Raw genomic sequence first — 23,563 nt, 5'->3', positions numbered from 1 at the left:
GCATTCCGCTCCGGGATGCCTTTTTTTATTTTTTTAATTATTATTAGGGATGAAATTCAATTTTTTACAAGCCGCTGAAACCCCCATGGACTTGCTGCTTTTGGCAGATCCGGAGGCATCCATTATTCAGGAATATTTACCTCAGAGTAAAATCATGGCGGCCATGGAAGAGGGTCAGATCCTCGGAGTGATTGTCTTTTTGGAAATCAGTGAAAGTAAACTGGAATTAATGAACATTGCTGTTTACCCCTCCCATCAAAAAAAGGGAATTGGTGGACAACTGCTAAAGGAAAGTATACAGTGGGCCATTATGCACCAATTCTCCTCCATTGAATTAGGCACCGGCACTTTTGGCTACCAATTGGCCTTTTACCAGAAGGCTGGTTTCCGGGTAGATCGCATTATTAAAGACCATTTCCTGAACAGTTACTCCTCCCCTATTTTCGAAACGGGTCTCCAACACAAAGATATGTTGCGGCTTAAATTAGATTTGGAGGCTTTCACTGACCATTAGCTTTTTGGAGCGGAATCTTCTTCGCCCGAATCTCCGATATCCCACATTTCCGGATAATCTTTCTGGTTGATAATGGTGATGTCCTCCCCTTTCCGTTGCGCTCGAAAGTGCGGCGACAATATTTCTACCCCACCGCGGTTGAAGTTATCCAGGATATTCTGATTTAACAAGGCAAGCGTCCTCGGGATCTTCGCGGGATAATTCGTACAACAACGAATACTATATTCTATATAAAAATCATTGAGCTGGGTGGTCAATACAAAAGGTCTGGGATCCTGAAGGATTCCGTCAGTTTCCTGCGCGGAGCGAATAAGTAAATCCCGCACTCTCCTCCAGGGCACATCATAGCCAATAGTCACCTCAGTATGGATAATCAATTTGAAGCGCTGATTACTCATACTTAAATTAATGGTGTTATTAGACAAAACGGAGGAATTGGGAATCGTCATAATTTTATTCTCATTGGTTCGCATCCGAATGACAAACATCGACCGTTCTATAAGTTCCCCGCGGATGCCATCCACCTCAATCCAATCTCCAATGGTAAAAGGCCTCATATAGGTGATCACGATACCGGCAATGGAATTAGTGATCGCCGAACTGGAACCAATGGAGATCAAGACCCCAACGAAAACGGATATCCCCTTAAATGCTTCTGACTGGGAACCTGGAAGATAGGGGAATATCAATACCATCATAAAGGAATACAGAAGAAAGGCAATGATATTATAGGTTGGCTTTGCCCACTCGGCATAAAATCCGCTAATTTTGATTTTGCCGACTTTTATTTCATTGAATACCGCCTTTATGGCCCGGATCATATAACGAAATACCAACACGATCACCAGGATAAAGAATAAATTGGGCAAATAGTCCAATACTGCGGCAACCACGGCCTTTACCGGACTCCAAATAAAGCCGAATAATTTATCCGCAATGCGCTGGGCCGGTGGAAAAACACTGAAAAGAAGTGGCAGAAATAAATACAAAACCAACAGCAGGACCGCATATTCCAACAACTTCAGGAATCTTCTTACAATAGTTTCTTGTTGCTGTGCATTTAAAAAATCGACTCCTTTGTATTTAATCGTCTTGAACCACTCCTCCCTATTCGACCACATCTTTTCGGCCATCCATCTAAAAGAGCGACGAATTATGCGAATGAAAAAGTAGAGCCCGATTAATAGGGCCAGCCCCATCCCGAAAGAAATTAAATTTCGCTGCGTAACATTTTTTTTAATCGATTTATGGATGGCCCTTCGGTAATTTTCAGCCATGGGGCGTAACAAAGTGTCTGCCAACAAAGCATCGTATTCACTTAAGCGCAATAATACCGTATCGCGATATACAATTTTACTCAATCGGGGTCGATGAATTACTTTTAGGGAGTCTTCAAAATACAAATAATGATCTACGATATAGCGAATATTACCTTCAGTAATTATTTTCCGCTGCTCCAAAGCAATGGTCCGGCTGGTGTCTGATAAGAAAAATATCGTATCATTTTCAAAAGGCACCACAGGCAGTTTAACCAGATGATCCTCCTTTTTACTGATATCACTTTCGGTGGCCGAATCAATTGGAACCATTGCCATGGATTCTTCATCCTCCTGATCTAATTGCTGATATTCCAACAAAGCCTGTTGCAGTTGCACCCTATTCAGAGAATCCTGCAGGATCAATTGTTCTATCCTTTCTGATATTTTCAGCGCCAGTGAGTCTCTTTTCGTTGACTGGGCCCATAAATTCGTATGAAAAAATAACAGCAATAGTAAGGACAAAATGATTCCATAAACCGTTGAAGCCGATAATAAGGATTTTGAGGGGGACTGAGGAAAGCACATTTACTTTTGTACCTTTTCGTTGAAAAATAAAGATTATCCTTTCTTTAACTATATTTATTGAAAAACCTCTTTTGTGAATTACAAACAAGCCAAATATCTGAACAGCTACACTCCCTGGATCAAAGCCCTGAAAATCAACTCCTGGCCCAAAATACTAGTCCCCTTCATTTTAGGTCAGCTTATGGGAATTCATTACAGTGGACAAATCTTATGGACTCCCCTGCTATTTGGAAGTATATTTGCCGTTTCCGGTGTCATATTTATTGTGGTCGTAAATGATTTGGGGGACTTTAAAGTGGATAAAATAAAGCGACAGATGTTCCCGGAGGGCTGTTCGCCCAAAACTTTACCCGATAATATTCTGAATGCCCGACAATTGAAAATGGCCGCAGCACTAAGCATGATCATAGGGTTTTCCGCGGCATTTTTGGCGGGGAAACATATCGCATTGGGAAAAGAAGCTTTTCTCATGGCGATCATCTGTTGCCTGACCTTTGTCGCCTACACCCTCCCTCCGATTAAACTAAATTACAGAGGTGGAGGAGAAATACTGGAGATGTTAGGTGTAGGCGCGCTATTGCCCCTGTTTTCGGCCTACCTACAAGCTGGCACACTAGCCATTCCCTCGGCACGCATCATCCTTCCGGTGACCCTGTTGCTCTCCCTAAGTAGCGCCCTGGCCAGTGGTTTATCGGATGAATTATCAGATATTAAAGGAAAAAAGAACACTTTCACCACGCTATTTGGTAATCAGCGTGTTCGGCAAGCTATACATTGGCTTTGGATAATGGCATTAGCCTTTTGGATTATTAGTTATTTCTTTAGCTGGCATCTTCCGTTTATTATCCACCTCATCGGTGCCGTCATCATATTATGGTACGGCCGAAAAGTACTGCAACTTTCCCCATTAGCACAAACCAACCAATTCAAAGCCATAAATGCCTTCAAACAGGAGTTGCATATTGGCATTTGGGCCAGCATGCTAATTATTGGATTACTCTTGTTAGCCTCCCCATGAATCCCTAAATTCCTGCTTTGAAAAGCTTATGCGAGAACCCCAACAACTTTTTACACCCATTGATCAATGGATCTCCCATCAGGGCATTGAATTTAAATCAGTAGATCCGGGTAAAAATACCGCCACTTCCTTTGCTGCATTAGCTGAAAAAACAGCGTTGGAATTTCCGGATTTTCACCATTTCCAGGAGCTTGCCCTGCTTTGCCGGGACCTTATTCAAAGTCAGTATCAACATTACCCCCAAAATATCTTTTACGATTATGATCTGATGGTCAGAGAAATCGTGAAAATGACATTAGCATCGGATCACCCCACTCATTTTCTCCGGAAAATGGATGAGTTATTAGTACAATTAATGGGGATTTTTGGAGGTAACACTACCATCAATTTTCAATTTGTCCATGATTTCACCTATGGTTTTGACTGGGCAAAATGGGTGGCCAAAAATCCGCAGGAAAGAAAGCAAATCCCGCCTTTTCATCCGGAATTTCTGAAAGCGATGGTCAATCGTGGAAAAGAAATGCTGGAATTGATAAAAATCAATGATCAAAAATACCACCAGCTCCAACCACAACAAGGATTTCGGAATCCATTCTCCTATCAAAGGGATCCCGAAAATGAGGAAAGTTTGATGCGGCAACTTTTTACCCATGGTATGATACCAGTTCCACTTTGGGATTGGAATGGGCAAGCCCATTGGGAAATGGACTATCAGGAGGCCAGAAAACAAATGGCCCAAAAAATTCAAAAGCATGGATCCTAAGCAGGAGATAGCCGCTGCCTATGATCAGTCTGAATGGCTGTATAAACTGGTTTGGGGATTGGGGAAGGAATGGTCCATGAATTATGGTTATTGGGAGGCGGACACGCAAACTATCCGTCAAGCCATAATCAATCTGAGGACAAAAATTGCAGAGCGTCTGCAACTAAATTCAAGTGCTCACCTTCTGGACGCAGGCTGCGGCTATGGCGGCACGGCTGTTTGGCTGGCTCAAAAATATGGTTGCCGTGTCACCGGTATTACCCTTTCTCCCCGGCAAATTGAAAAAGCTAAACAATTAGCCCTTGAACATGAGGTGGCCCATTTATGCCAGTTTGAATTAGGGGATTACCATCATTTAGCTTTTCCGGATCAGCATTTTACGCATTATCTTGCTTTGGAAAGTGCCTTCCACACTCAGGACAAAGCCCAATTCCTGACAGAAGCCGCCAGAGTACTCTCTTCCGGCGGGCGAATGGTGATTTCTGATTATTGGGGTAAAACCGATGGCCGGGAAGCCCTGCTAAAACAATGGTTTACGGGTTACCATATTCAGGAATTATGCAAAGTGGAAGATTTCAGCCACCAATTAAAAAATTTGGGTTTCAGAGCACTTTCCTGGGAAGATTTTACCCCTCACATCCTTCCCTCTTCCAAAAGACTCTATTTTTTCGGAAAAATGGGTCAATGGACTTTTCCTCTTCAATGGCTGTTTCCAAAAAAATTGCGGGTACCAAAAAGCCGGATTGAAAGTGTGATTGCCCAACATAAAGCATTAGAACAGAACCTCTGGGCTTATGGCGTATATTCTGCGATTAAACCCGAATTATTCACTACTAAATCCAACAACTAATCACAGATAGCTTGCCACCAGGGCATTAGGAGTAATTTTCTTTCATTTTTAATAGCCAAAATTGGGGCGAGCTTGCCTTCTCCATATTCATCTGTTTCGTTGGAAAAAACTCGAAATAGGAAACTATTCCCTCATTTTTTCCGCCTTGCAGCTTAACGGGATTTTAGGCATGAATACTCCGGATTAAAAAATAAAGCCGGAAAACTGAATTCCCGGCTTATTTTTGTTTGATCACCTGCTCGCCTTCCGCTCCTTTTGAATAGAGGAAAGTGGCAGATAATGCTGTATTAGGAAAACTTACAAGGCCCCTCCTACAATATTCACGGTTTTAGTCAAATGAATTTTATCGGAAGCATTTCCAAGACGCAGTTCAATTGGGCCATTCCCCACCTTCCATTGCTTATCATTTTCATCCCAATAAGCTAAATCTTTTACCGGAATGCTCAATTGTACATTGGCGTGCTCTCCTTGTCCTAAATGCACCCTCTGGAAAGCCTTTAATCTTTGAATGGGCTTTTCATTTCGCTCAAATAGCTCTTTGACATAAAGCTGTGCCACCTCATCGCCACTTCGGTCACCCGTATTGCGGACAGAGAAACTCACCACGATTTCATCTTCTAATGCGAAAGATTCCGCATTGATTTCCATAGGGGAAAATTCAAAATCGGTATAACTCAAACCATGGCCAAAAGCAAAAAGCGGCTCCTTCTCAAAATACAAATAAGTTCTTCCCTTCGCGATGTCATAATCGTCTTGTCCCGGAAGATCATTCCAGCTTTTCACAAATGTCATCGGTAATTTACCCCCTGGGTTCACCGCTCCAAAAAGTGCCTTCGCGATGGCCAAGCCACCCTGTTCTCCCGGGTACCAGGCTTCTAAAATAGCCGGAGCATGCTGCTTAAGCCATTCGCTTTCAATAGAACTACCATTTTGCAAAACGACCGCTGTATTTTTATTTACCTGCAATAACTCCTTCAGGAAAGCGACTTGCTCTCTAGGTAAACCCTCAAAGGAACGATCTATACTTTCTCTTTCATATTCCACACTTAATCCCATCACCGCAATCACGGCATCCACATTGGCGGCTAATTCCATTTCTCCTCCTTCATATGCTGTTTCATCCACGGGCAACTGCCAGCCAAAACGCAATTGATTAAGCTGAGCATTGGCATTTTTCATATACAACACTTCCAACTCATAGTTTTGTCCTTCCTCAAATCGGATCGCCTTAGCCAGATGCTCTACATTCTCTTTATCCCCGTGCGTTCTGATCAATGGAGCACCATTTACCTTCACGGTTACGTTCGCTCCTGCAGTCTCAATACCCAGGGTGTATAAACCTGATTTGGTTGGGGCTATAGTGGAGGAATAAACCACGGAATAGCTATCCTGGCCTTTCAATTTTGCATGGGGAGCTTTTTCATTCCAATGATGATCAATATTCGCTACGGTATTTTGAGCAATAGGCTTTCCATGCGCCTGCTTATTAGTATAGTAGCGGGCTTTCCATACACCCATTCCCTGATTATCCAATGAAATAATGCGATCCATTGGGATATCCACCAATTCCTGGTCTTTTTTCTTCCAGGGAACATATACCACCTCAATGTCTTCTCCTAGGTACTGACGTAAACCATTTAACACACTCACGGGATCTTTCGCTACACCACTGTATGTTCCAAAATTCAGGGCATCTGCATTTGGACCCACAATGGCCACTTTTTTTATTTTTTCCTTTTGAAAGGGCAAAATAGGCTGTCCATCCACCGGATTATTCTGCAACAGCACCAGGCTTTCCTCAGCAGCTTTCAATGCCAAAGCTTTATGTGCATCAGCGCACATGGTTTCGAAAGGCAAATCTTTCCAGGGTGATAATTCCTCCGGATCAAACATCCCTAAACGTAAACCTACCCGCATCACATTTCGAAAAGCACGGTCCAGTTCTTTTTCATCTACCTTTCCTTCCTCAATCGCCTGCATTAACTCTTTTCGGAATAAACGGGTATTCCCCATATCCAAAGTCTGCGCATTCATTACGGCTGCAGCTGAGGCCACATTATCAGCATATTTTTCATGCCCCTGGAAACCTCTTTCCTTCCACCCTTGCGTCAACATGAGTTCAGAGCCATAATCACCAATCACAAAACCATCAAATCCCCACTCTTTACGCAGCACATCATTCACCAACCAGGAATTTTCCACACAAGGCAAACCGTTCAGCGCATTATAAGCGGTCATGATAATTTTTGCATCCCCTTCCTGAACCGCTGCTTTATAAGCAGGGAAATAATATTCACGCAATTGTTTCTCGGAGACATCGGCATTCCCATTAAAGCGATTATGTTCTTCATTATTCGCCACAAAATGCTTGGCACCTGCCGCTACTTTCAAATAATTTGGATCGTCCCCCTGGAGGCCCTTTAAATAATGACTTACAAATTGACTGGTTAAAAGCGGATCCTCTCCATAATTTTCCTGGTTACGCCCCCAACGTGGATCCCGACCAATATTAATTACCGGCGACCAAAAAAATAAAGGACCTTTTTTCCCTTTTTCATTCCCTTTCTTAATCACCGGCCCATTGTGATACTGCGCCCGGGCCTCGTCTGAAACGGCATCCCCAATGGCCTTCATAAGATCCGGATTCCAGCTTGCCGCCAGTCCTATGGATTGCGGAAAAACAGTAGCAGCATTATGTCTTGGTGCCGCAAGCCCATGTAAAGCTTCTCCAGGCATAAAGCTTTTTAAGCCCAGGCGAGGCACCCCCTTATTCCAAAGGGTGATCATATGACCTTTTTCAGAATTGGTCAGGCGATTGGAAATATCATCCAGCCGTTCCTCAACACTCAGTTGATGATTGTAAAACGGAATATCCGGTTTTTGAAAGTCCTGCGCCTTCCCTAAAAAAGCGGGTATCCACATTAAAAATAAGAGCAACCATTTTTTCATTTCAGCATATTTTAAATCAAAAAACATAATGCTCGAAAATGGGAAATAATGGGTATTGGAGCGTGTAGCGAGGGTGTACTGTGTTTAAAAAATGATCAAAAAAACACAATAAAAACAAGACTAACGCTTAGCAAATCGATTTAGGTAATCGCTAAACTTTATCGGAAATTCCATTTCTAACTGTTGGAAATAGTTCGTTACAAACGATTGATATCCCTTTTCCGCCAAATGAAATTCTCCTTCCATTAAGAGAAAGGCTGTTTTCTTTTCAAAGACCTCTTCATTTAAAGGATCTAAACGCAGTAGGGCATCAAAGGCAAGACTTCGTAAAGGAGAAGGAATATGTTCCAACTGTGCCTGAAGTTTAGCCCACCATTTTCGCTCTATATGAAGGACCTCCTGATGAATAAAGTCTGTAGCATCTTCCTCCACTAAATTTCCATTGGCAAGAGACTGCAAAAGGACCCTCGCATCTTTTCGCTCCCAATTCCCCGTATTTAACAAATTTTCCAGCTCCTGCGCGTCAACCTGAAATTTTTCACTGACATCAAAAAACCAATGGCCATCGCGTTGTTCAATACTCCCCATCCCTATAGCCTTTATTTCCTTTCGGAGACGTGACAAAAGAGAGCTACGGGAATTCTTAGCCTGATCTGTGGATTTATCCGGCCAGAATATCTGATTCATCCGCTTAGTCGTCAATGGTTTATTTTGTAATTGACATAAAAACAGACTGATTAAAAACTCTCTTTGCAAAGCAGAAAAATGGTGAGATTGTAATGTTCCGGCGGCATCCAATATTTGAAAGCCCCCGATCAATTGCCACTTTGAAACAGGACCAGGACTATGCTGCTTAAACACCGGCATTTTCTTGGGTTTTTTATATAAATAAAACACCAATATTAAAAAGAAACCCAAGACCATCAGCCCCCAATAAATATAGGGTCGAAATAAAGGACTGTTGGTAAATTCATATAAGCGACTTACTTCCTCTTTGCTGAGTGGCCTGTCCCACACCAGAAAATGTTGAATTGTCCCTTTAAAATACTCGCCCCAAATATTACTTCCGACTACCCAGGCCTGCCCTACATATTGATGTGCGACTAAATCCCTTTCAAAAAGAAGTTCACCATTGAGGTAGTACTCAAACTTTTTACCGGGAAAAAATACCACCACTAATTCATACCATTGATAAGGCACTAGCGCCACCTTTTCGAATTTGTAATCATAATGATGATTGAATACCAAATGATTATCAATCAACTTGATGTCAAATACCCTTCCCTGGTTTAACAGACTCATACGATCTGCCTTAATTTCTTCCGGCCGGAAGGTGATCAACACCGAAAAGGGAGCTTTGGCATCATCAATCGGTGGATCATTCACCAGCACGCTGGCATTTTTCCCATTGAAATGCCAGCCCTCCTTGCTTTCCTCAATATGTTGCGGGCGCCATTGATGATGATTAGTAGTTGCGCCAAGAGCACTAAAACGGTTATTAATGGACCATTTCACTATTAAATCTTCCTCTAAGGATTTCCTAAAAGCCGAAATCACTTTTAAACCGGGGCGACTTTTTAATAAAAGTAAATTTTCAGGACTAAAGGACCAGGAGGGACTCTGGGGGCTAACTTTTAAGGTACGTTTATTTCCCCATGGGTAAGTCCACCTCGCACCCGTTATTAAATCCGGTGTCCCCTCCCAAAGAATGTGCTCAGGCAAAACTCCGTCTTCTGACTGTAAATTAACTTGCGCACGTTCTTGTGAATTTACCCAGCTAACCAGGGATTGGGCTTCTTTACCCTTTATAAAAACGGGTGGCTTGCCGGATTTCCTCCAAGTCCTTAAAATATAAGCTTTTGCATTTTTAGAAAGGGTATCCAAATCCAGAAAGGTCAGGTGTCCCGTTCGGGCCTGTTCAAGGGTATAGGGGAAGAGCTGATTTCCCTCTTTTTCCAGATGAATATGCCGGTCAGCCCAAAGCAAGGTGGTATCTGCCAAAGGATGTGAAAAATTCAGAATTGCTGCGCTAGCAAAACCCTTCCCCACAGGAAGTAACAGCAGCATGGTCAAAAAAGAAAAATGGAATCCTTTGGGCATGATCAAATTCTTTCAAAAACACAAAGTTAAGCCATATTTCCAGCAGCATCAATAATAAGGGCATCGGATGTTATTAAAAATCTAAAGCAAAATAGAGCGACCATAAAATAAGCTCCTGAAAAAACTTTAAAGCTCCCTCACCTTTACGGTGTGTTCATTTAAAAATATCTCCAAAGATAAATTAAAGGCTTTTGACAGGCTTACAATGGTTTCCACCGTAGGTAATTTTCCGGAGAAAAATTCCGACACTCTTGGGGCTGACCCAAACAAAGGAATTAAGTCTTTTTGTTTCAATCCCCGCTCTTCCATGATTAAACGCATCACCTGCTGCGGACTTGCAGGAATTTGAGGATAATGCACTTCCTCATAAGCCTCAATTTTGTCTACTAAACTATCCATCAAAGTCTCCTCCATAAAATCCAGTTCCTGACATTTCATAAACTGATCAACCTTCTCTAATGCAGCCTGATATTGTTCGTAATCCATCATAATTTTTTAATATCCAATTTATCATATGCATTATGGTGACCCAACCACAACACAAACAAGGTGGTTCTATTGGTTCCGAACTTTAATCTGCAAATAAGCCGATACGCTCTTCCAATATTAAAAATCACTTTATCCCCCACCTTATCAGCCTGAGGAAAAACTGATTTCAATTCCGACCAGCTTTGCCAATAAGAATGAGAACTGATTTGCCACCAGGAATCCAAAGCCGATTTGCTGTCCGGATATTTCACTACAAAAGCCTTTAATACCGGCCTGCTAATAATATGAACCCTTCTCATTACAGAAAGTTACAAAATAAATAATTTATTACGAATTGCGTAACATATTTTAAGTCAGTTGTTTAATCCCCAATATTACATCCCCTCATCTAGGATTATTACCAACTGATGCATTTACACAACTCAAACCACTTACTATCAATGTATTATAGTCGATATTTTTTGGTTTTTAATAGCCCAAATTTGGAAAAGCTTACTTTCTCCTCATTCATCTGCTTCCTTGGAAAAAACTCGTAATGGAAAAGTTCCTTCATTTTTCCCGCCTTCCAGCTTATCGAGGATATAATCATGAATAGTCCGGCTCAGGTATGTATAATTCAGGTTAAATCCCAAACAAAAAAAACCGCTGACTCCAGCGGCTTTCTTATTCAAAATCTTAATTAGCGTTAATGATAAAGGTGATCTTACCTGTGGTAAAGGGTGCCGGTCGCAGATTATCCGCCGAACGGCTAAAGGTTAACTGCTCGACAGCTCTTCGATAACGGGCCTCCACTTCCGGGCGCACCGTGGATTCTAATCTTCGCACTTCCTGAATCTCCCCATCTTCATCAATCCGGATCTGATAGACAATCTTCCCACTTTCATTGGAATTATCCGAAGGCCTCGGCGCAGCATCCCAGGCCCAGCCTTTCATGTCCAGACTCGCACCCTTAGCACCAAAGCTACCGGAATAAATTCCTCTCTCGTCAATCTTTCCCTCTTCTTTTCCTTTGGTTCCGGTGGCATGATCATCATCACCCGAGGAAGCCGCTGAGGCATTGCTTTGATCTTCCGTCTTTTTATCCGAAGGGAATTCATAAGCCGGCAATTTTTCCTTTTTCGGTTCTTCCGGCTCACTCACGACCTCTTCCGGCTTTTCCTCCACCCAGGACGGTTCCTCTTGTATATCTTCTACCGGCGTTTCCACCGTTTCCTCTACCGGCTGCGTCTGCTCAGGAACTTCCTCCATTACTTCTTGGGGCACTTCTTCTACTTCTGGCAATGGCTCGGGTTGAATAGGCTCCGGGTTATTGGGCGTTGGGGCCTGCGCCTGAATTTCCTGTACAGGTTCTCCACTCCCACTTTCATCCATGCCCAGGCTAAGTTCTAAGCCATACACTGGCAAAGGTGGATCCGGTGCCTGCCAGACGGAAATAAAATAAAAACACACCACCAAAGCGATGGTCAGTATTGCCGTCAGGATGCCACTGAGTTGTTCTCTTTTCTTTTGCTTTGCATCCTTCATATCTATCTGTTTTCCGGTGTGGCCGCAATAGAAACTTTGGCTTTTAACTTTGCGGCAATTCCTGCCACATAAACTAAATGCTCGGTGGGTACACTTTTATCAATATGGAGCACCACCACTCCTTCCTTTCCTTTTAATTCGGCCGCCAGAGCACTTTCTACCATTCCGCGGTCTACTTTGCGGTCATTTACAAAATAATTCAAATCAGATGTAACCGTAACACTTAACTTCTGCATCACTATTTCTGCCTTTTTGCTGGAGGGCAAATTCACCGGCAGGCCGGAAGGCGTAATGAAGTTAGAAGTCAGCATGAAAAAGATCAACAGCAAAAAGATCACATCCGTCATGGAAGACATGCTGAAAGCGGCATTAATTTTATTTTTTGATTGTAAAGGCATCGCTTTTCTTTTTGGAGGATTAAACTTTGTTTTGAGGCTCCTGCAACAAATCAATAAAATCAATGGCATTGTACTCCATTGATTGAATCAGCTTCTGCACTTTTGCCACCAAAAAGTTATAACCCAAATAAGCAATTAAGCCTACCAACAAACCAAAAGCAGTGGTGATCATGGCCTCATAAATACCGGAAGAAAGTAATTTCGGACTTACCGATCCTTCCTCCTGTGCAATGGCGATAAAGGCGGAAATCATCCCGGTTACCGTCCCCAGGAAACCCATCATAGGCGCTGCTCCGGAAATAGTCGCCAAAACGCTCAGGTTTTTCTCTAATCGGTAAATCTCAATCTTGCCTACATTTTCAATAGAGGCCTCGATATTTTTCAAAGAACTTCCTATACGGCTGATGCCTTTCTCTATCATCTTTGCCACCGGTGAATCACTCTGCTGACAAACCATCAAAGCCTGTTGTACTTCTCCTTCTGCCACCAAAGCGCGAATCGTCTCATTAAAATCTTTGGGAAGCTTAGAGGCATTCTTCAGGGTGAACCAACGCTCCAAAATAATGTAAATGGCTCCGACTAATAGAAGCGCCAGCGGAAGCATCATCCAGCCTCCTTTAAACAATAATTCTAAAAGGTTGATGGAAGCTGCCGGCTCAGTCGCCACATCCGTCATCACTTGCTCAGTGGTAGTCGTAGAGATTTGAAGTAAAAGCATAGGTAACATATGGGGTTACAGTTATATTTCATTGATCAATAAGGGCCTGTGAAATTTTCAAAAACCCGGCAACAGAAAACACTTTTCCTGTATGCGTTTAATGCGAAATATAAAATAAAATCTTCGCTTTGTGATGCCTGAGCCCAAAAAAAGAGCCCCGGCAATGTACATTACCGAGGCTTTTTTATTTTAAAACGTTTAAGCTATTTTGAGTCTAGAATTTTTTGATCCACACATCCTCACCAAAATTGGATTTGTAAAGATCCAGTTCTTCATTCGCTTCCTCTTCTGTGGCATATTTCCCTAAAGAAACACGGTGATAACTAATGCCATTTTTCTTTGGAGAGCGGAATAAGTAAACCATCTTACCTTCTGCTTCCAATGATTTAGCAAAATCCAATGCTAAATCTCCATCCAGAAAACTTTTTACTACTACATGGAAATTTCCTGAAAGTGAAGTTAATCGCTCAATCCCTGAAACACCATCGTTGTCAACATTAGCTTCTAATGGCTCCGGCTCCTCTACAACTGGCTCTGGCTCAGGTTCCGGCTGAACAGGTTTTGTTTCTTCCACTTTTGGTTTTTCAGCAACGACAGGTTCTTCCTCTCCGCTCAATAACCAAAACATAACCCCACCTCCTATTAAAAGAACTAAGATCACAGAAATCCAAATCCATGTTTTCTTATTACTTTCTTCTTCTTCCTCATCAATATCAAAATCTGAAGTAAAATCCTGATTTTCAGCGAAAGAAAACTCTTCCTCAGGCTCTTCCTCCGGTGTTTCCTCCTGATAGTGAGAGAAAAATTCATTCTGAGGGGGATCACTTTCAAAAGTAGAGCCCTGATCCTCATTATTGTCAAAATTCACATTTGGAAGCCCAAAATTATCCGCATCGAACTCATCTTTGCGTTCATTCTCCTCATTTGGGTTGTTTAAGTCGTTGATGTCAGCCATTCTTTTAAGCCGCTAAAGTGAAAAAAAGGTTAATTATTTGTAATTAAATGAAATTAAAAGAAATCTCCCTAAAAAATCCTGCTTTTTTATCATAAAACGGACAAATTCAAGCCTGAATTTTTAAGGAGATCACTTCAATATACCATATATCAATGGGTTAAAATTGAGCGGTAGCGCCCACCATCATTTGAAAACCTCTTACCGGATAATGCTGAAAACGCTCATATTTTTGCGCCAGCATATTGTCAATGGTCACAAAGGCTCCAAACTGCTCTGTAATTTTATAATCGGCCTTTGCACCCAAATCAATAATGGTTTTCAGATTTTCGGTAGCACCGGTTTCAACATTGGCTGCGGTTATTCCCCCTAATACTTTAAGGTCTGCCCCAAAAGAAAGTTTATCATTGAATTGATAATTTCCCCATAAAGCTAAATCCAGCTTGGGCAAATGGTAAGCCGCTTCCAACTGATCGGTTCCATAAGTATTCAATCGCAAATCTGTACCGGCATTGATGCCATTTCCTTCATAAGTCAAATGCCCTTCAATATGAAACAGGGTCGTTTTCCCTCCGTCGTAAAGGGTGTAAAAACCGGCCTGATCCAAGGGATTATTCACTACCGTCATCAGGTTACTCACCTGCCCGATACCCACCTGGGCTTCATAACTTAGAAAATGAGAAAATTTCCCTCTTCCCCCAACAGTAAAATCGTAGGGTGTGGCAGAATTATAAAGCGCAAAGTTAGCGGCCATCCATGGATTATAGCGAATCGCGTTATGATAAGTATTGAAATGCAAATCTCCTTTTAGGCTGGCAAATACTTCAAAATACTCTCCCATATGGTAAATTCCTTCAAAATGAGGGAATACCATAAAATTGTCCAGATGATCTGTCGTGTCGTTTTGATAAGCAAAATTCAGCCCCAGACGGAGATCAAACTGATCGAAAGACATTTTCACATTTGGAATAATCTGCAAGCCCAGGCGATTATCACTTACCAAAGAATCCTGACGAGCAGCAAAGTCCAGCTCCACCATTACGCCCGCCTGCCAAACATCACCGGAATTGTACAGGAAGTCTCCGTCAAATTCCACCCAATTTTCTGAAGCCTCAAAGCGGTCTCCGGTATAATGGTAATTCAAACTGGATTTATAATCCAAATTAGCATCTTCAATGGTATTCTTCAGGTCAAAGCCTAAATTGAAGAAATTGATGTTTTGCTTAATATCATCCAACACCACTTCTGTCCCTGCCGGATAACCATAGAAACGATTACCCCAACGCTGATAATCAATGTGGGTATTCAGGCTGGCACCCTTACCGTAATAATTAAATTGCCCGCCCAAAATATTCTCGGAGCTGGCCGAGTTCTTTTTGTCTACCGGCCCCTGAAGGGAAGAATAATGGCGTAAATACAAACCGGCATCCATATTCTTATTCCGCACCGTATTCACATATCCCTCCAGCAATGGCGTGATATAGTTCCCGAATCCTGCCCGAAAGAAATTACTGGAAGATTTCGGTAATTTGGGACTTTTCAGCCCTAACACCCGAATACTCGGATCAAGGGCACTTAATTCCGCCTGAAATTCCACTGGTTGATAATTCAATTCTATAGGCGCATTACGATTTTGGCGCGGAGGCGCAATTTTTTCGAAGGAACGTTCCTCGACCTGCACCTCATTGGTTCTGTTTTTTTCAATCACAATGCGAGCATCCTGTATTTGCTCCTGTTCCTGTGCAGCCACCCATCCGGTGGCCAGCATCATCCCTGTGAATAAAAATATCGTCTTTTTCATTTTCAATTCGGTCAGCGGGTTAATCGATTTCAGTTTCTAAAGCGCTACGGGCACCATCGGCATCCACAATATCTCCGGACTCCACCACACTATCCGGCTCGGCAATTTGGACTTTAGTAGTATCCTTAACCGCCACCTGCTTAGCCAAAAGGTTTTCCACAGACTCCAACTTCACCTGTGCTTCCCTCACCAAATAAGGATCATTGGCATTTTCTATTATAGAGGTCAGCGTAGCTTTTGCCTGAAACAGCTCATCCATTGCCACATAGTTGTCTACCATCAACAAATAAGCTTTGCCTACCCATTTTGGATAAATCCCGAAGTTTTGAGAGAGGTCGTAAAGCGTTTCCACCGACTGCTTATGTTGCTTTTGCTGATAGAAAATATCCGCCAGTAAATATTGTGCTTCTGCCCCGTTTTCATCTTTAGCAGAATTCATTAACTCCACAAACATATCCATGGCTTCTGGTCGTTTTCCTTCTGCCAATAATGACTTTCCGATATAAAGATTGGCCAAATTGGAAGCATTCACATTCACGGCTGCTTTTTCTTTCACCTGATAGGCAAAAAATACCGCCGAATCATAGTTCTGCAATTCAAAATAGGATCGCATCAAGCCAGACCATGCATTATAACGCTCTTTCTTCGTGCTACTTCTCAAAGCAAACTGACGACCATAAGTAATGGCCTGCGGATAATCTCCCAGCTCACGGTACAAATCCGTCAGACGGTAAAGGGATTTATTGATATAATTATTCTTTCCGTCTTTCACCACCTTGTTGTACCATTCCAATGCCTGCGGCAGTTGGTCTGTACGATAATAAATTTCCGCCATCAGGTAACGGGCCTCCGAAGCCGCTGCGGTATGGTCATACTGCTGCAGGAATTTTTCCAGCTGCCCTTTGGCCGCATCATACTTTTGCGCATAATACAGGCTTTTGGCAGATTCCAGCTCTACATCCGTCAGATTACCATCCGGATGCTGTGCCTTATAAGCGGTTAAATATTTCCCGAAATCCTCCGGTTTACCCGCGGCAGCCAAAGATTCCTGAAGGGCCATCAAGGCCTCTTCCGACACTGGGTCTTGCGGATACTGCTCGATAATAGAAATATAACTTTTCGATGCTTGCGGATACTGCTGCAAGTTGTACTGTGCTCCTGCCTTTTTCAAAATGGCCAATGGCACATAGGCACTCTGTGGGTTATTCTGAATCAGTTCATCAAAAGAAGCAATGGCTTTTTGATACTGGGTATTTTCCAAATACAATTGCCCTTTTTGCAAACAGGCTTTGCTATAATAAGTGCTCTGAGGCTTCAAATTAATCAGATAATCAAAAGAACGCTCAGCTGTTTTCACATCTCCGGTCAGCTGTGCCACCACTCCTTTCTGAAACCAGGCATGGTCCTGGGTGGTCAAATGCTCATCAATGGCCATTTGATAGGTTTTCTTCGCCTGAGAATAATCCTTGGTCACATAATAGCAGTCTCCCAAACGCAAAAGTGCATCGTTATAGAACATTTTATCGCTGGCCATTCTCAGGCTACGGGTATAATCCTTGAAATGCGGAATAGCTTTTTTATACTGCTTCGAATTAAAAAAAGCATAACCCATTCCATAATTGGACTTGGTATAAAGGCGGCTGTTTGGCGCTGTAATGACAAATACGCGGGCATAAGCATTGATGGCATCGCCCCATTCCTTTTGAATCGATTTTGCCTCCCCTATCCAGTAATAAGCCTGATTTTCAAATTCCGGATCCAATGGATAAGTCAGTGATCGCTCAAAAAGCTGAATGGCCTCAGCTGGCTGGTTATTATTAAATAATTCTACTCCTCGTTTATAAGCCAGTTCCTGATAAGCCTGACGCACCTTGGCGGATTTATTAGGGATACGATCAAAATAATTCAGCGCCTTCTCATAATTTCGGGTATGCAAATAAGCGTCTCCAATCAAATCATTGGTCTGATGTATATATCTGGACCTTGGATAATTCGCTGCGAAGGCTTGGAGTGCCTCCACTGCCACATCCAGTCGGCCTAATTTATAATTCAAATACGCGAACTGAAACTCTGCTTCTTCTTTCAGGGCAGGCTCCACTTCTGCTTGCCTCACCTGATTAAAAGCCGTCAGCGCATAGGTATCATTGCCCTGCTTCAGGTACAATTGCCCCAAGTAATAAGATGCCAGAACCGCAGATTCATCCTCAGATGCCGCAACCTTTTTGAAGGCGTCTACCGCTTTCTCCGTTTCGCCCAATTTGTAATAGGTATAGGCAATGCGGTATAAAACGTCCGCCGAAAGCGTGGATCTGTTATTATTCAAATAAGCATCAAATGCTTCTCCTGCTTTTTCATAACGCCCCATCTGGAAATAAGCTTCACCGGAAAGTAACATCATCTCCCGCTTATTGGCCAAACGGGGAATCTTTTTGCTCTCCTCCACATAGGCCACCAGTTCTTCATAGCGGTTTTGCTGATAGTAGATATTCGCCACCATATAAGGCACCTGTGCCTTATACTGATCATCTTCCGCCGCCAGTTTGAGATCACTGATGGCCTGATCATATTTCTCCTGCTGATAGGCAATCACCCCGGCATAATAAGCCGCTTGATGCTGGTGTGGTCCGGATACCCGCTTGATATTTGCAAACAGTGGAAATGCCTGATCGAAATTTTCCTGGGAAAAATAGGCGTATGCCTTGCGGAAGTTCACTTCCAGCGCCGCCGCTTCATCCAATTGATAAGTATCCGCCTGCTCGTAATAATTGAGCGCCTGAGGGTATTTTTTCTTGCGGTAGTAATAATCCCCGACCTCCTTCAGCGCAAAATGATGCTTAGGATGCGTTGGGTATTCTTTAATAAAACCTTCCATCAGTGGCAGGCCGTCGATATCCTCCACCTGAATGGCACTTTTGGCCTGACCATAGGCGGCCTCCGCTCGATAAGCCGCATTCTGAGTTTTTAAGTAGGACTCAAAGGCCAATCGCGCCGCCACGAAATTCCCCTGCTGCATTAATTCCAGTCCGCGGGAGTATTTTCGGTGAGGGGCCTGCTGGCCTTCCGAAGTTTGGGCATAGGTTGCTTCTGTAGCACTAAGCAACATTGCCGCCATAAGCAATTTTTTCACCATCATTTAGATTGCCATCTAAGTTAGCTGATCATCATAGACTGATCAGGAAAAATTCATAAAGCACAAAATATTCCTCAAAATACATCAAAGAATTGACTTAATAAGCATATTTGTGCGCTTATCCGATAGAGGAGAGGATTTTTTTCGACCTTGCTTTGAAGAACGAAAAGCTGGTTAAAAGTCCACTACCCTTTTTTTAATGTAAAATATTGTAGACCAACTCCGTCAGGATAGCCCCTTCGTCTTTTTGCCCACTCTCCACCCCTTTGGATTGTAAATCCGCCAGATGAAGGGCTTGTATACTAGCCATCAGCTGTTGTACATTGTACAAATGCAGGGCCTGCTTATACTCCCTGACCACGAAAGGAGGCAATCGAAGTACTTGGGCCAGTCCGGCCTCCGATTTATCCTGCTGACGGGAAGCAATTAATAATTTGGAGTAAAAACCAAATAGGACCGAAATCAGTGGAATCAAAGGGTGCTCTTTAGGATTCGCTGCAAAATACTGTGCAATTTTATTGGCTTTCAATACGTCTCTGGAGGCCAGGGCCCGCTGCATTTCGAATACATTATAGTCTTTGGAAATGCCGACATATTTTTCAATAAGCTCAGGCGTAATGTTGACCGGCCCTTCGAAGTTGGTCTGAATCTTAGCGATTTCATTGGTCAACCGATCCAAATCATTTCCAATATGCTCCGTCAATAAATAGCTGGCCTCTTCGGTAATGGTGCATTTCAAAGACTGAACATATCGGCCTACCCAAGCCGGCAGCTGATTATCGTACATCTTTTTGGCATCCACCACAATACCATATTCTTCAAAAGCCTTATAAATTGCTTTTCTCTTATCCAGAGATTTTCCTTTAAAACAGAAAACCAATATGGTAGAAGGGACCACCTGCTTCAAGTAATTCACCATCAGCTCTGAAGGCTCCTTATTGGTGAAGCCATTAATAGACTGTGCCTCTTTGACGATCACTACCTGACGCTCTGCCATCATGGGAAATCGCCTTGCCTGAGAAAGGATATCGCTCACCGCAACATCTTTCCCGTAAAGCACCATCTGATTGAAAGATTTTTCATGCTCCTGAAGGGCATTTTTTTCAATATAATCTGCAATTTGATCGATAAAATAAGGCTCATCGCCCTGCAGAAAGTAAACTGGGGCGTATTCTTTTTTCCGAAGTTGCTTCAGAACGTCCTCGGCTTTATGTGGCATACAGGTAAAGGCTGAATTCAGACAAATTTTGAAGGGAGTACCCCTTCTTAATTCACAAAAATAGCGGAAAGTAGGGCAATAGAAAATCTGTAGGGCAATAAAAAAGGAGCCGAAGCTCCTAATATATTTTATTTCCCACGGCCATCATGGCGCCGGATTCGGAAACTGTTGATGCACGGCATTGATATCAGCCATGATCTCTTCCGTAATCTCCACATTAACGGTGGCGATATTTTCTCTTAACTGTTCCAATGTCGTGGCTCCAATAATGTTGGAAGTCAGAAAGGGACGGCTATTCACAAAACCCAAAGAAAGTTCGGTAAGGCTTAAACCATACTTTTCGGCCACCTGAGCATAGCCTTCCACTGCCTGAACACATTGCTCCGAAGAATATCGGCTATAATGCGGCCAGATGGTGATTCGGGCATTCTCCGGCTTTTGACCATTCCGGTACTTGCCGGAAAGTACGCCAAAACCCAAAGGTGAATAAGCCAGCAAACCGGCCTGTTCCCGAATGGCAATTTCCGCATTACCGACTTCAAATGAACGGTTCAGCAAATTGTAAGGGTTTTGAATGGACATGACCCTGGGCATTTTTTTGCTGTTCGCTAAATGCAGATAATTCATAAAGCCATAAGGGGTTTCATTGGAAATGCCCACATAACGGATTTTCCCTTCGTAAATCAACTCCTGCATGGTCTCTAAAATACCGGCAAAGTCCGTCACGTCATCCGATTGATGTTCATAACCCAATTGGCCGAAGAAGTTGGTGGAGCGATCCGGCCAATGCAATTGATACAAATCAATATAATCTGTCCCCAGGCGCTGCAGACTACCCTCAACAGCCTCCCGAATTTGTTGACGGGAAAAATCAGCGCCTCCACGGAACCATTTAAAATTTGGATTCGGACCCGCCACTTTGGAAGCTAAAATCACTTTATCACGATTCCCGTTTTTCTTGAACCAGCTTCCGATAATGCGTTCGGTAGATCCCTGCGTTTCGGCCTTGGGAGGAATGGAATACAGCTCGGCGGTATCGAAAAAGTTCACCCCCTGATCCAGGGCGTAATCCATCTGTTCGTGGCCTTCTGCTTCAGAATTTTGTTGCCCGAAGGTCATGGTTCCTAAGCATATCTTAGACACCTCGAGCGATGTATTTCCTAATTTGGAGTATTTCATAAATTGATGAAGATTTAACAAGCGCTCAAATATACCAAGCAAATTAATTCCCACAAGGAAAAAAAAGTGCGATAGAAGACAATTATTATTGTTTTTTTATATGATTCAATACAGAAAAATGATCACATGAACCCACCTTGAAGTCCTTAGCCACAAATGCACTTTTCGGATATGCCTATAATCCCCCTACTCCTCCCCCCTTTTGCAATCATTCGGGCTAAAGAGTGGTCTTTCAATGTATTTAGGTATAAATGACCGATCAAACTATCACCAAAATCGCTTCCCTGCCAAATTCGAAACAGGCCACTGACTGTGCTCCCCCTATCCTATTAAAGGAACAGAAAAATCACCCAAATTATTCCCGCTAGATTCACCCCCTAAGAGACACACCAACAATGTGTTACGATAATTTTGAAGATTTTACAATAGCCCCAATTTAAGTAGGCTTACTTCCCCCTCATTCCTTTGCTTCTTTGGGAAAAACTCGAAACAGAAAAATTCCTTCATTTTTCCCATCCTGCAGCTAAAGAAAGATTTAAGTATGCATAATCCGGTTTAATCTCCCGGGATACGAAAATCATTAAGCAGACATTCGGATACCTTCGCGGGTCAACAATTTTTTTTGGAGGAAAATTTCAATATTATTGCCAGCACAAAAGAGCAAACGGCAGTCTTGTCGTTCAAATTTTTTGGAATTTTAATCAAATAAGACCTGAAACCATGAAAAAATCAAGCATAAAAATCGACGTTGAACTGGATGAAAACAACGTACCCGAAAAAATCCTTTGGGATGCCACAGACGGCCCATTTGATCAAATGCAGGAAACTCATGCTTTCAGCCTGTCAATCTGGGATCCAAAGCAGCTGAACACCCTTCGAATTGATCTTTGGGACAAAGAAATGCCGGTAGATCAAATGAAAAGATTCTGTATTGATACCCTTGGTGGCATGGCCCAAACCCTGCTAAACTCAACGGGAGACGAAGAAATGGCCAGTGACATCAAAGCCCTGGCAGATAAAATGATGCGCCGCCATATTGAAGAAATGGAAAACGGCAAGAAAGAAGCCTAGCCCAAATTATCCCCCTATATATTTAGGAGTTACACTAAAAAGGGCTCTATTGTATTATGGAGATGGATGCTACTGATTTCATAATAACCCAGGCTTAGGTGAATTGCCATTTTCCGGCTTTATCTGCTGCCATGAGAAAAACTCGAAACAGGAAACTATTCCATCATTTTTCCCGGAAAACAAAAAAAGGGATGAAGCTCCAACTTCATCCCTTTTTTATACGCAAGCCACGCGTGTCTATTTATAATGTCGCTAGGCGATCTTTGGCAATTTTAAATTCCGGAGCGATCTCCACTGCTTTTCCGATCAGCTTTTTAGCTTCTGCCTTATTGCCCTGAATAGATTCTGCTACTCCTTTCAGGTTATAAAGAACTGCTTCCATCGGAATGGTCACCTGGTTCCCCTCGGTACCCTCTACCTGAGCAGTATTTTTGATGTATTCCGCATCTGCTAACAGAATATCCACATTGGTTTCGCATTCGGCATATTTCTTCAACTCCAGTTGCAAAAGGGCCAACTGATAAAGGGCCTCCTTCTCGGTAGTCTTTAAATACCAGGCCTCAAAAGCTTCGGCTGCCTTATCCTTCACCCCCAAATACTGCAAACCATACGCCTCAATTTGTAGCGCCGCCACATTATTCGGGTTAACCGTTTTTGCATCTTTGGAAGCCAAAACGGCTGAAATCCACTGGCGTTGCTCAAAATAAATATTGGCCAAATTCACCAAAAGCGAATCATTCTGCGGATCAACAGTAATCAATCGGTAAAGGGCATCCTTGGCCACTCCCATGTCATTATACTGCATAGCACGACGATAAACCGCATCATTAATATGATAAAAATCGGCAATATTAATTTTCGGAAGCTCATCTTGTGTATCTGTTGCTACCTCCTGTGCCTGCACGCCGTTCCATCCCAAAATCAAGGCGAACACCAATAATATTCTTTTCATAAAAAAATTTTTCTTTGAAGATAAGTGAAAAAATCACCCATCAGATAAAAATTAACAGTATTTAACAAGAAAAAAGGGGATCATACCCCTTT

General features: G+C 42.7%; 19 protein-coding genes. 5 read left to right on the top strand and 14 right to left on the bottom strand.

The window, feature by feature from the left end; all coding sequences use genetic code 11:
- Positions 1 to 49: 49 nt before the first annotated feature.
- Positions 50 to 514, top strand: a complete 465-nt coding sequence (locus tag AAA970_RS06845) for a GNAT family N-acetyltransferase (protein ID WP_338236488.1) — start codon at positions 50 to 52, stop codon at positions 512 to 514.
- Here AAA970_RS06845 and AAA970_RS06840 read toward each other — a convergent pair.
- On the bottom strand, positions 511 to 2,358 hold the full coding sequence (locus AAA970_RS06840; RefSeq protein WP_338236487.1) for a mechanosensitive ion channel family protein: 1,848 nt from the start codon (positions 2,356 to 2,358) through the stop codon (positions 511 to 513). The genes AAA970_RS06845 and AAA970_RS06840 overlap by 4 nt on opposite strands.
- A gap of 73 nt (positions 2,359 to 2,431) precedes the next feature.
- Between AAA970_RS06840 and AAA970_RS06835 the strand changes: the two genes are divergently transcribed.
- From AAA970_RS06835 to AAA970_RS06825, 3 genes are read left to right on the top strand one after another with little or no spacing between them, the layout of a single operon-like run.
- A complete protein-coding gene (locus AAA970_RS06835; protein ID WP_338236486.1) occupies positions 2,432 to 3,376 on the top strand; it encodes a prenyltransferase in 945 nt (314 codons plus the stop codon).
- Positions 3,377 to 3,404: 28 nt separating this feature from the next.
- Positions 3,405 to 4,139, top strand: a complete 735-nt coding sequence (locus tag AAA970_RS06830) for a hypothetical protein (RefSeq protein ID WP_338236485.1) — start codon at positions 3,405 to 3,407, stop codon at positions 4,137 to 4,139.
- Entirely contained in the window at positions 4,129 to 4,989 is an 861-nt protein-coding gene (locus AAA970_RS06825) for an SAM-dependent methyltransferase (protein WP_338236484.1), read from the top strand. The genes AAA970_RS06830 and AAA970_RS06825 overlap by 11 nt, the downstream gene beginning before the upstream one ends.
- 297 nt (positions 4,990 to 5,286) lie before the next feature.
- Here the strand turns inward: AAA970_RS06825 and AAA970_RS06820 are convergent, their stop codons facing one another.
- From AAA970_RS06820 to AAA970_RS06765, 12 genes are all read right to left on the bottom strand, one after another.
- Positions 5,287 to 7,938, bottom strand: coding sequence for a glycoside hydrolase family 3 C-terminal domain-containing protein (locus AAA970_RS06820; RefSeq protein WP_338236483.1), 2,652 nt, complete (start codon positions 7,936 to 7,938; stop codon positions 5,287 to 5,289).
- Positions 7,939 to 8,058: 120 nt separating this feature from the next.
- Positions 8,059 to 10,038, bottom strand: coding sequence for a LamG-like jellyroll fold domain-containing protein (locus tag AAA970_RS06815; RefSeq protein ID WP_338236482.1), 1,980 nt, complete (start codon positions 10,036 to 10,038; stop codon positions 8,059 to 8,061).
- A gap of 126 nt (positions 10,039 to 10,164) precedes the next feature.
- Positions 10,165 to 10,527: a helix-turn-helix domain-containing protein gene (locus AAA970_RS06810; protein WP_053404699.1), complete on the bottom strand. Its 363-nt coding sequence runs from the start codon at positions 10,525 to 10,527 to the stop codon at positions 10,165 to 10,167.
- Positions 10,524 to 10,826, bottom strand: coding sequence for a type II toxin-antitoxin system HigB family toxin (locus AAA970_RS06805; RefSeq protein WP_338236481.1), 303 nt, complete (start codon positions 10,824 to 10,826; stop codon positions 10,524 to 10,526). Before AAA970_RS06805 ends, AAA970_RS06810 begins: the two co-directional genes overlap by 4 nt.
- A 376-nt stretch (positions 10,827 to 11,202) precedes the next feature.
- Positions 11,203 to 12,051 carry a hypothetical protein gene (locus AAA970_RS06800; RefSeq protein ID WP_338236480.1) on the bottom strand — a complete coding sequence of 283 codons (849 nt, stop codon included), beginning with the start codon at positions 12,049 to 12,051 and terminating at the stop codon, positions 11,203 to 11,205.
- Positions 12,052 to 12,053: 2 nt separating this feature from the next.
- Positions 12,054 to 12,449, bottom strand: a complete 396-nt coding sequence (locus tag AAA970_RS06795) for an ExbD/TolR family protein (RefSeq protein WP_053404695.1) — start codon at positions 12,447 to 12,449, stop codon at positions 12,054 to 12,056.
- Positions 12,450 to 12,468: 19 nt separating this feature from the next.
- Positions 12,469 to 13,167, bottom strand: coding sequence for a MotA/TolQ/ExbB proton channel family protein (locus tag AAA970_RS06790; protein ID WP_060687443.1), 699 nt, complete (start codon positions 13,165 to 13,167; stop codon positions 12,469 to 12,471).
- 214 nt (positions 13,168 to 13,381) lie between these two features.
- Complete coding sequence (locus AAA970_RS06785) at positions 13,382 to 14,122, bottom strand: SPOR domain-containing protein (protein ID WP_338236479.1); 741 nt, start codon at positions 14,120 to 14,122, stop codon at positions 13,382 to 13,384.
- 157 nt (positions 14,123 to 14,279) lie between these two features.
- The gene (locus AAA970_RS06780) at positions 14,280 to 15,920 is read right to left on the bottom strand and encodes a TonB-dependent receptor (protein WP_338236478.1); all 1,641 of its coding nucleotides are present in this window, start codon (positions 15,918 to 15,920) and stop codon (positions 14,280 to 14,282) included.
- A gap of 19 nt (positions 15,921 to 15,939) precedes the next feature.
- Positions 15,940 to 19,032: a tetratricopeptide repeat protein gene (locus AAA970_RS06775; RefSeq protein WP_338236477.1), complete on the bottom strand. Its 3,093-nt coding sequence runs from the start codon at positions 19,030 to 19,032 to the stop codon at positions 15,940 to 15,942.
- Positions 19,033 to 19,246: 214 nt separating this feature from the next.
- On the bottom strand, positions 19,247 to 20,269 hold the full coding sequence (gene holA, locus AAA970_RS06770) for a DNA polymerase III subunit delta (RefSeq protein ID WP_338236476.1): 1,023 nt from the start codon (positions 20,267 to 20,269) through the stop codon (positions 19,247 to 19,249).
- Between the two features lie 144 nt (positions 20,270 to 20,413).
- Complete coding sequence (locus AAA970_RS06765; protein WP_338236474.1) at positions 20,414 to 21,448, bottom strand: NADP(H)-dependent aldo-keto reductase; 1,035 nt, start codon at positions 21,446 to 21,448, stop codon at positions 20,414 to 20,416.
- Positions 21,449 to 22,168: 720 nt separating this feature from the next.
- Between AAA970_RS06765 and gldC the strand changes: the two genes are divergently transcribed.
- A complete protein-coding gene (gldC, locus tag AAA970_RS06760) occupies positions 22,169 to 22,519 on the top strand; it encodes a gliding motility protein GldC (protein ID WP_060686151.1) in 351 nt (116 codons plus the stop codon).
- 241 nt (positions 22,520 to 22,760) lie between these two features.
- Here the strand turns inward: gldC and AAA970_RS06755 are convergent, their stop codons facing one another.
- Entirely contained in the window at positions 22,761 to 23,471 is a 711-nt protein-coding gene (locus AAA970_RS06755) for a hypothetical protein (RefSeq protein ID WP_060686150.1), read from the bottom strand.
- Positions 23,472 to 23,563: the final 92 nt, after the last annotated feature.

The sequence above is a fragment of the Persicobacter diffluens genome (assembly GCF_036244895.1).
GTDB lineage: Bacteria > Bacteroidota > Bacteroidia > Cytophagales > Cyclobacteriaceae > Persicobacter > Persicobacter diffluens.
The sequence above is the reverse complement of the archived record's forward strand: the minus strand, read 5'-3'. Positions and strand labels throughout refer to the sequence as shown.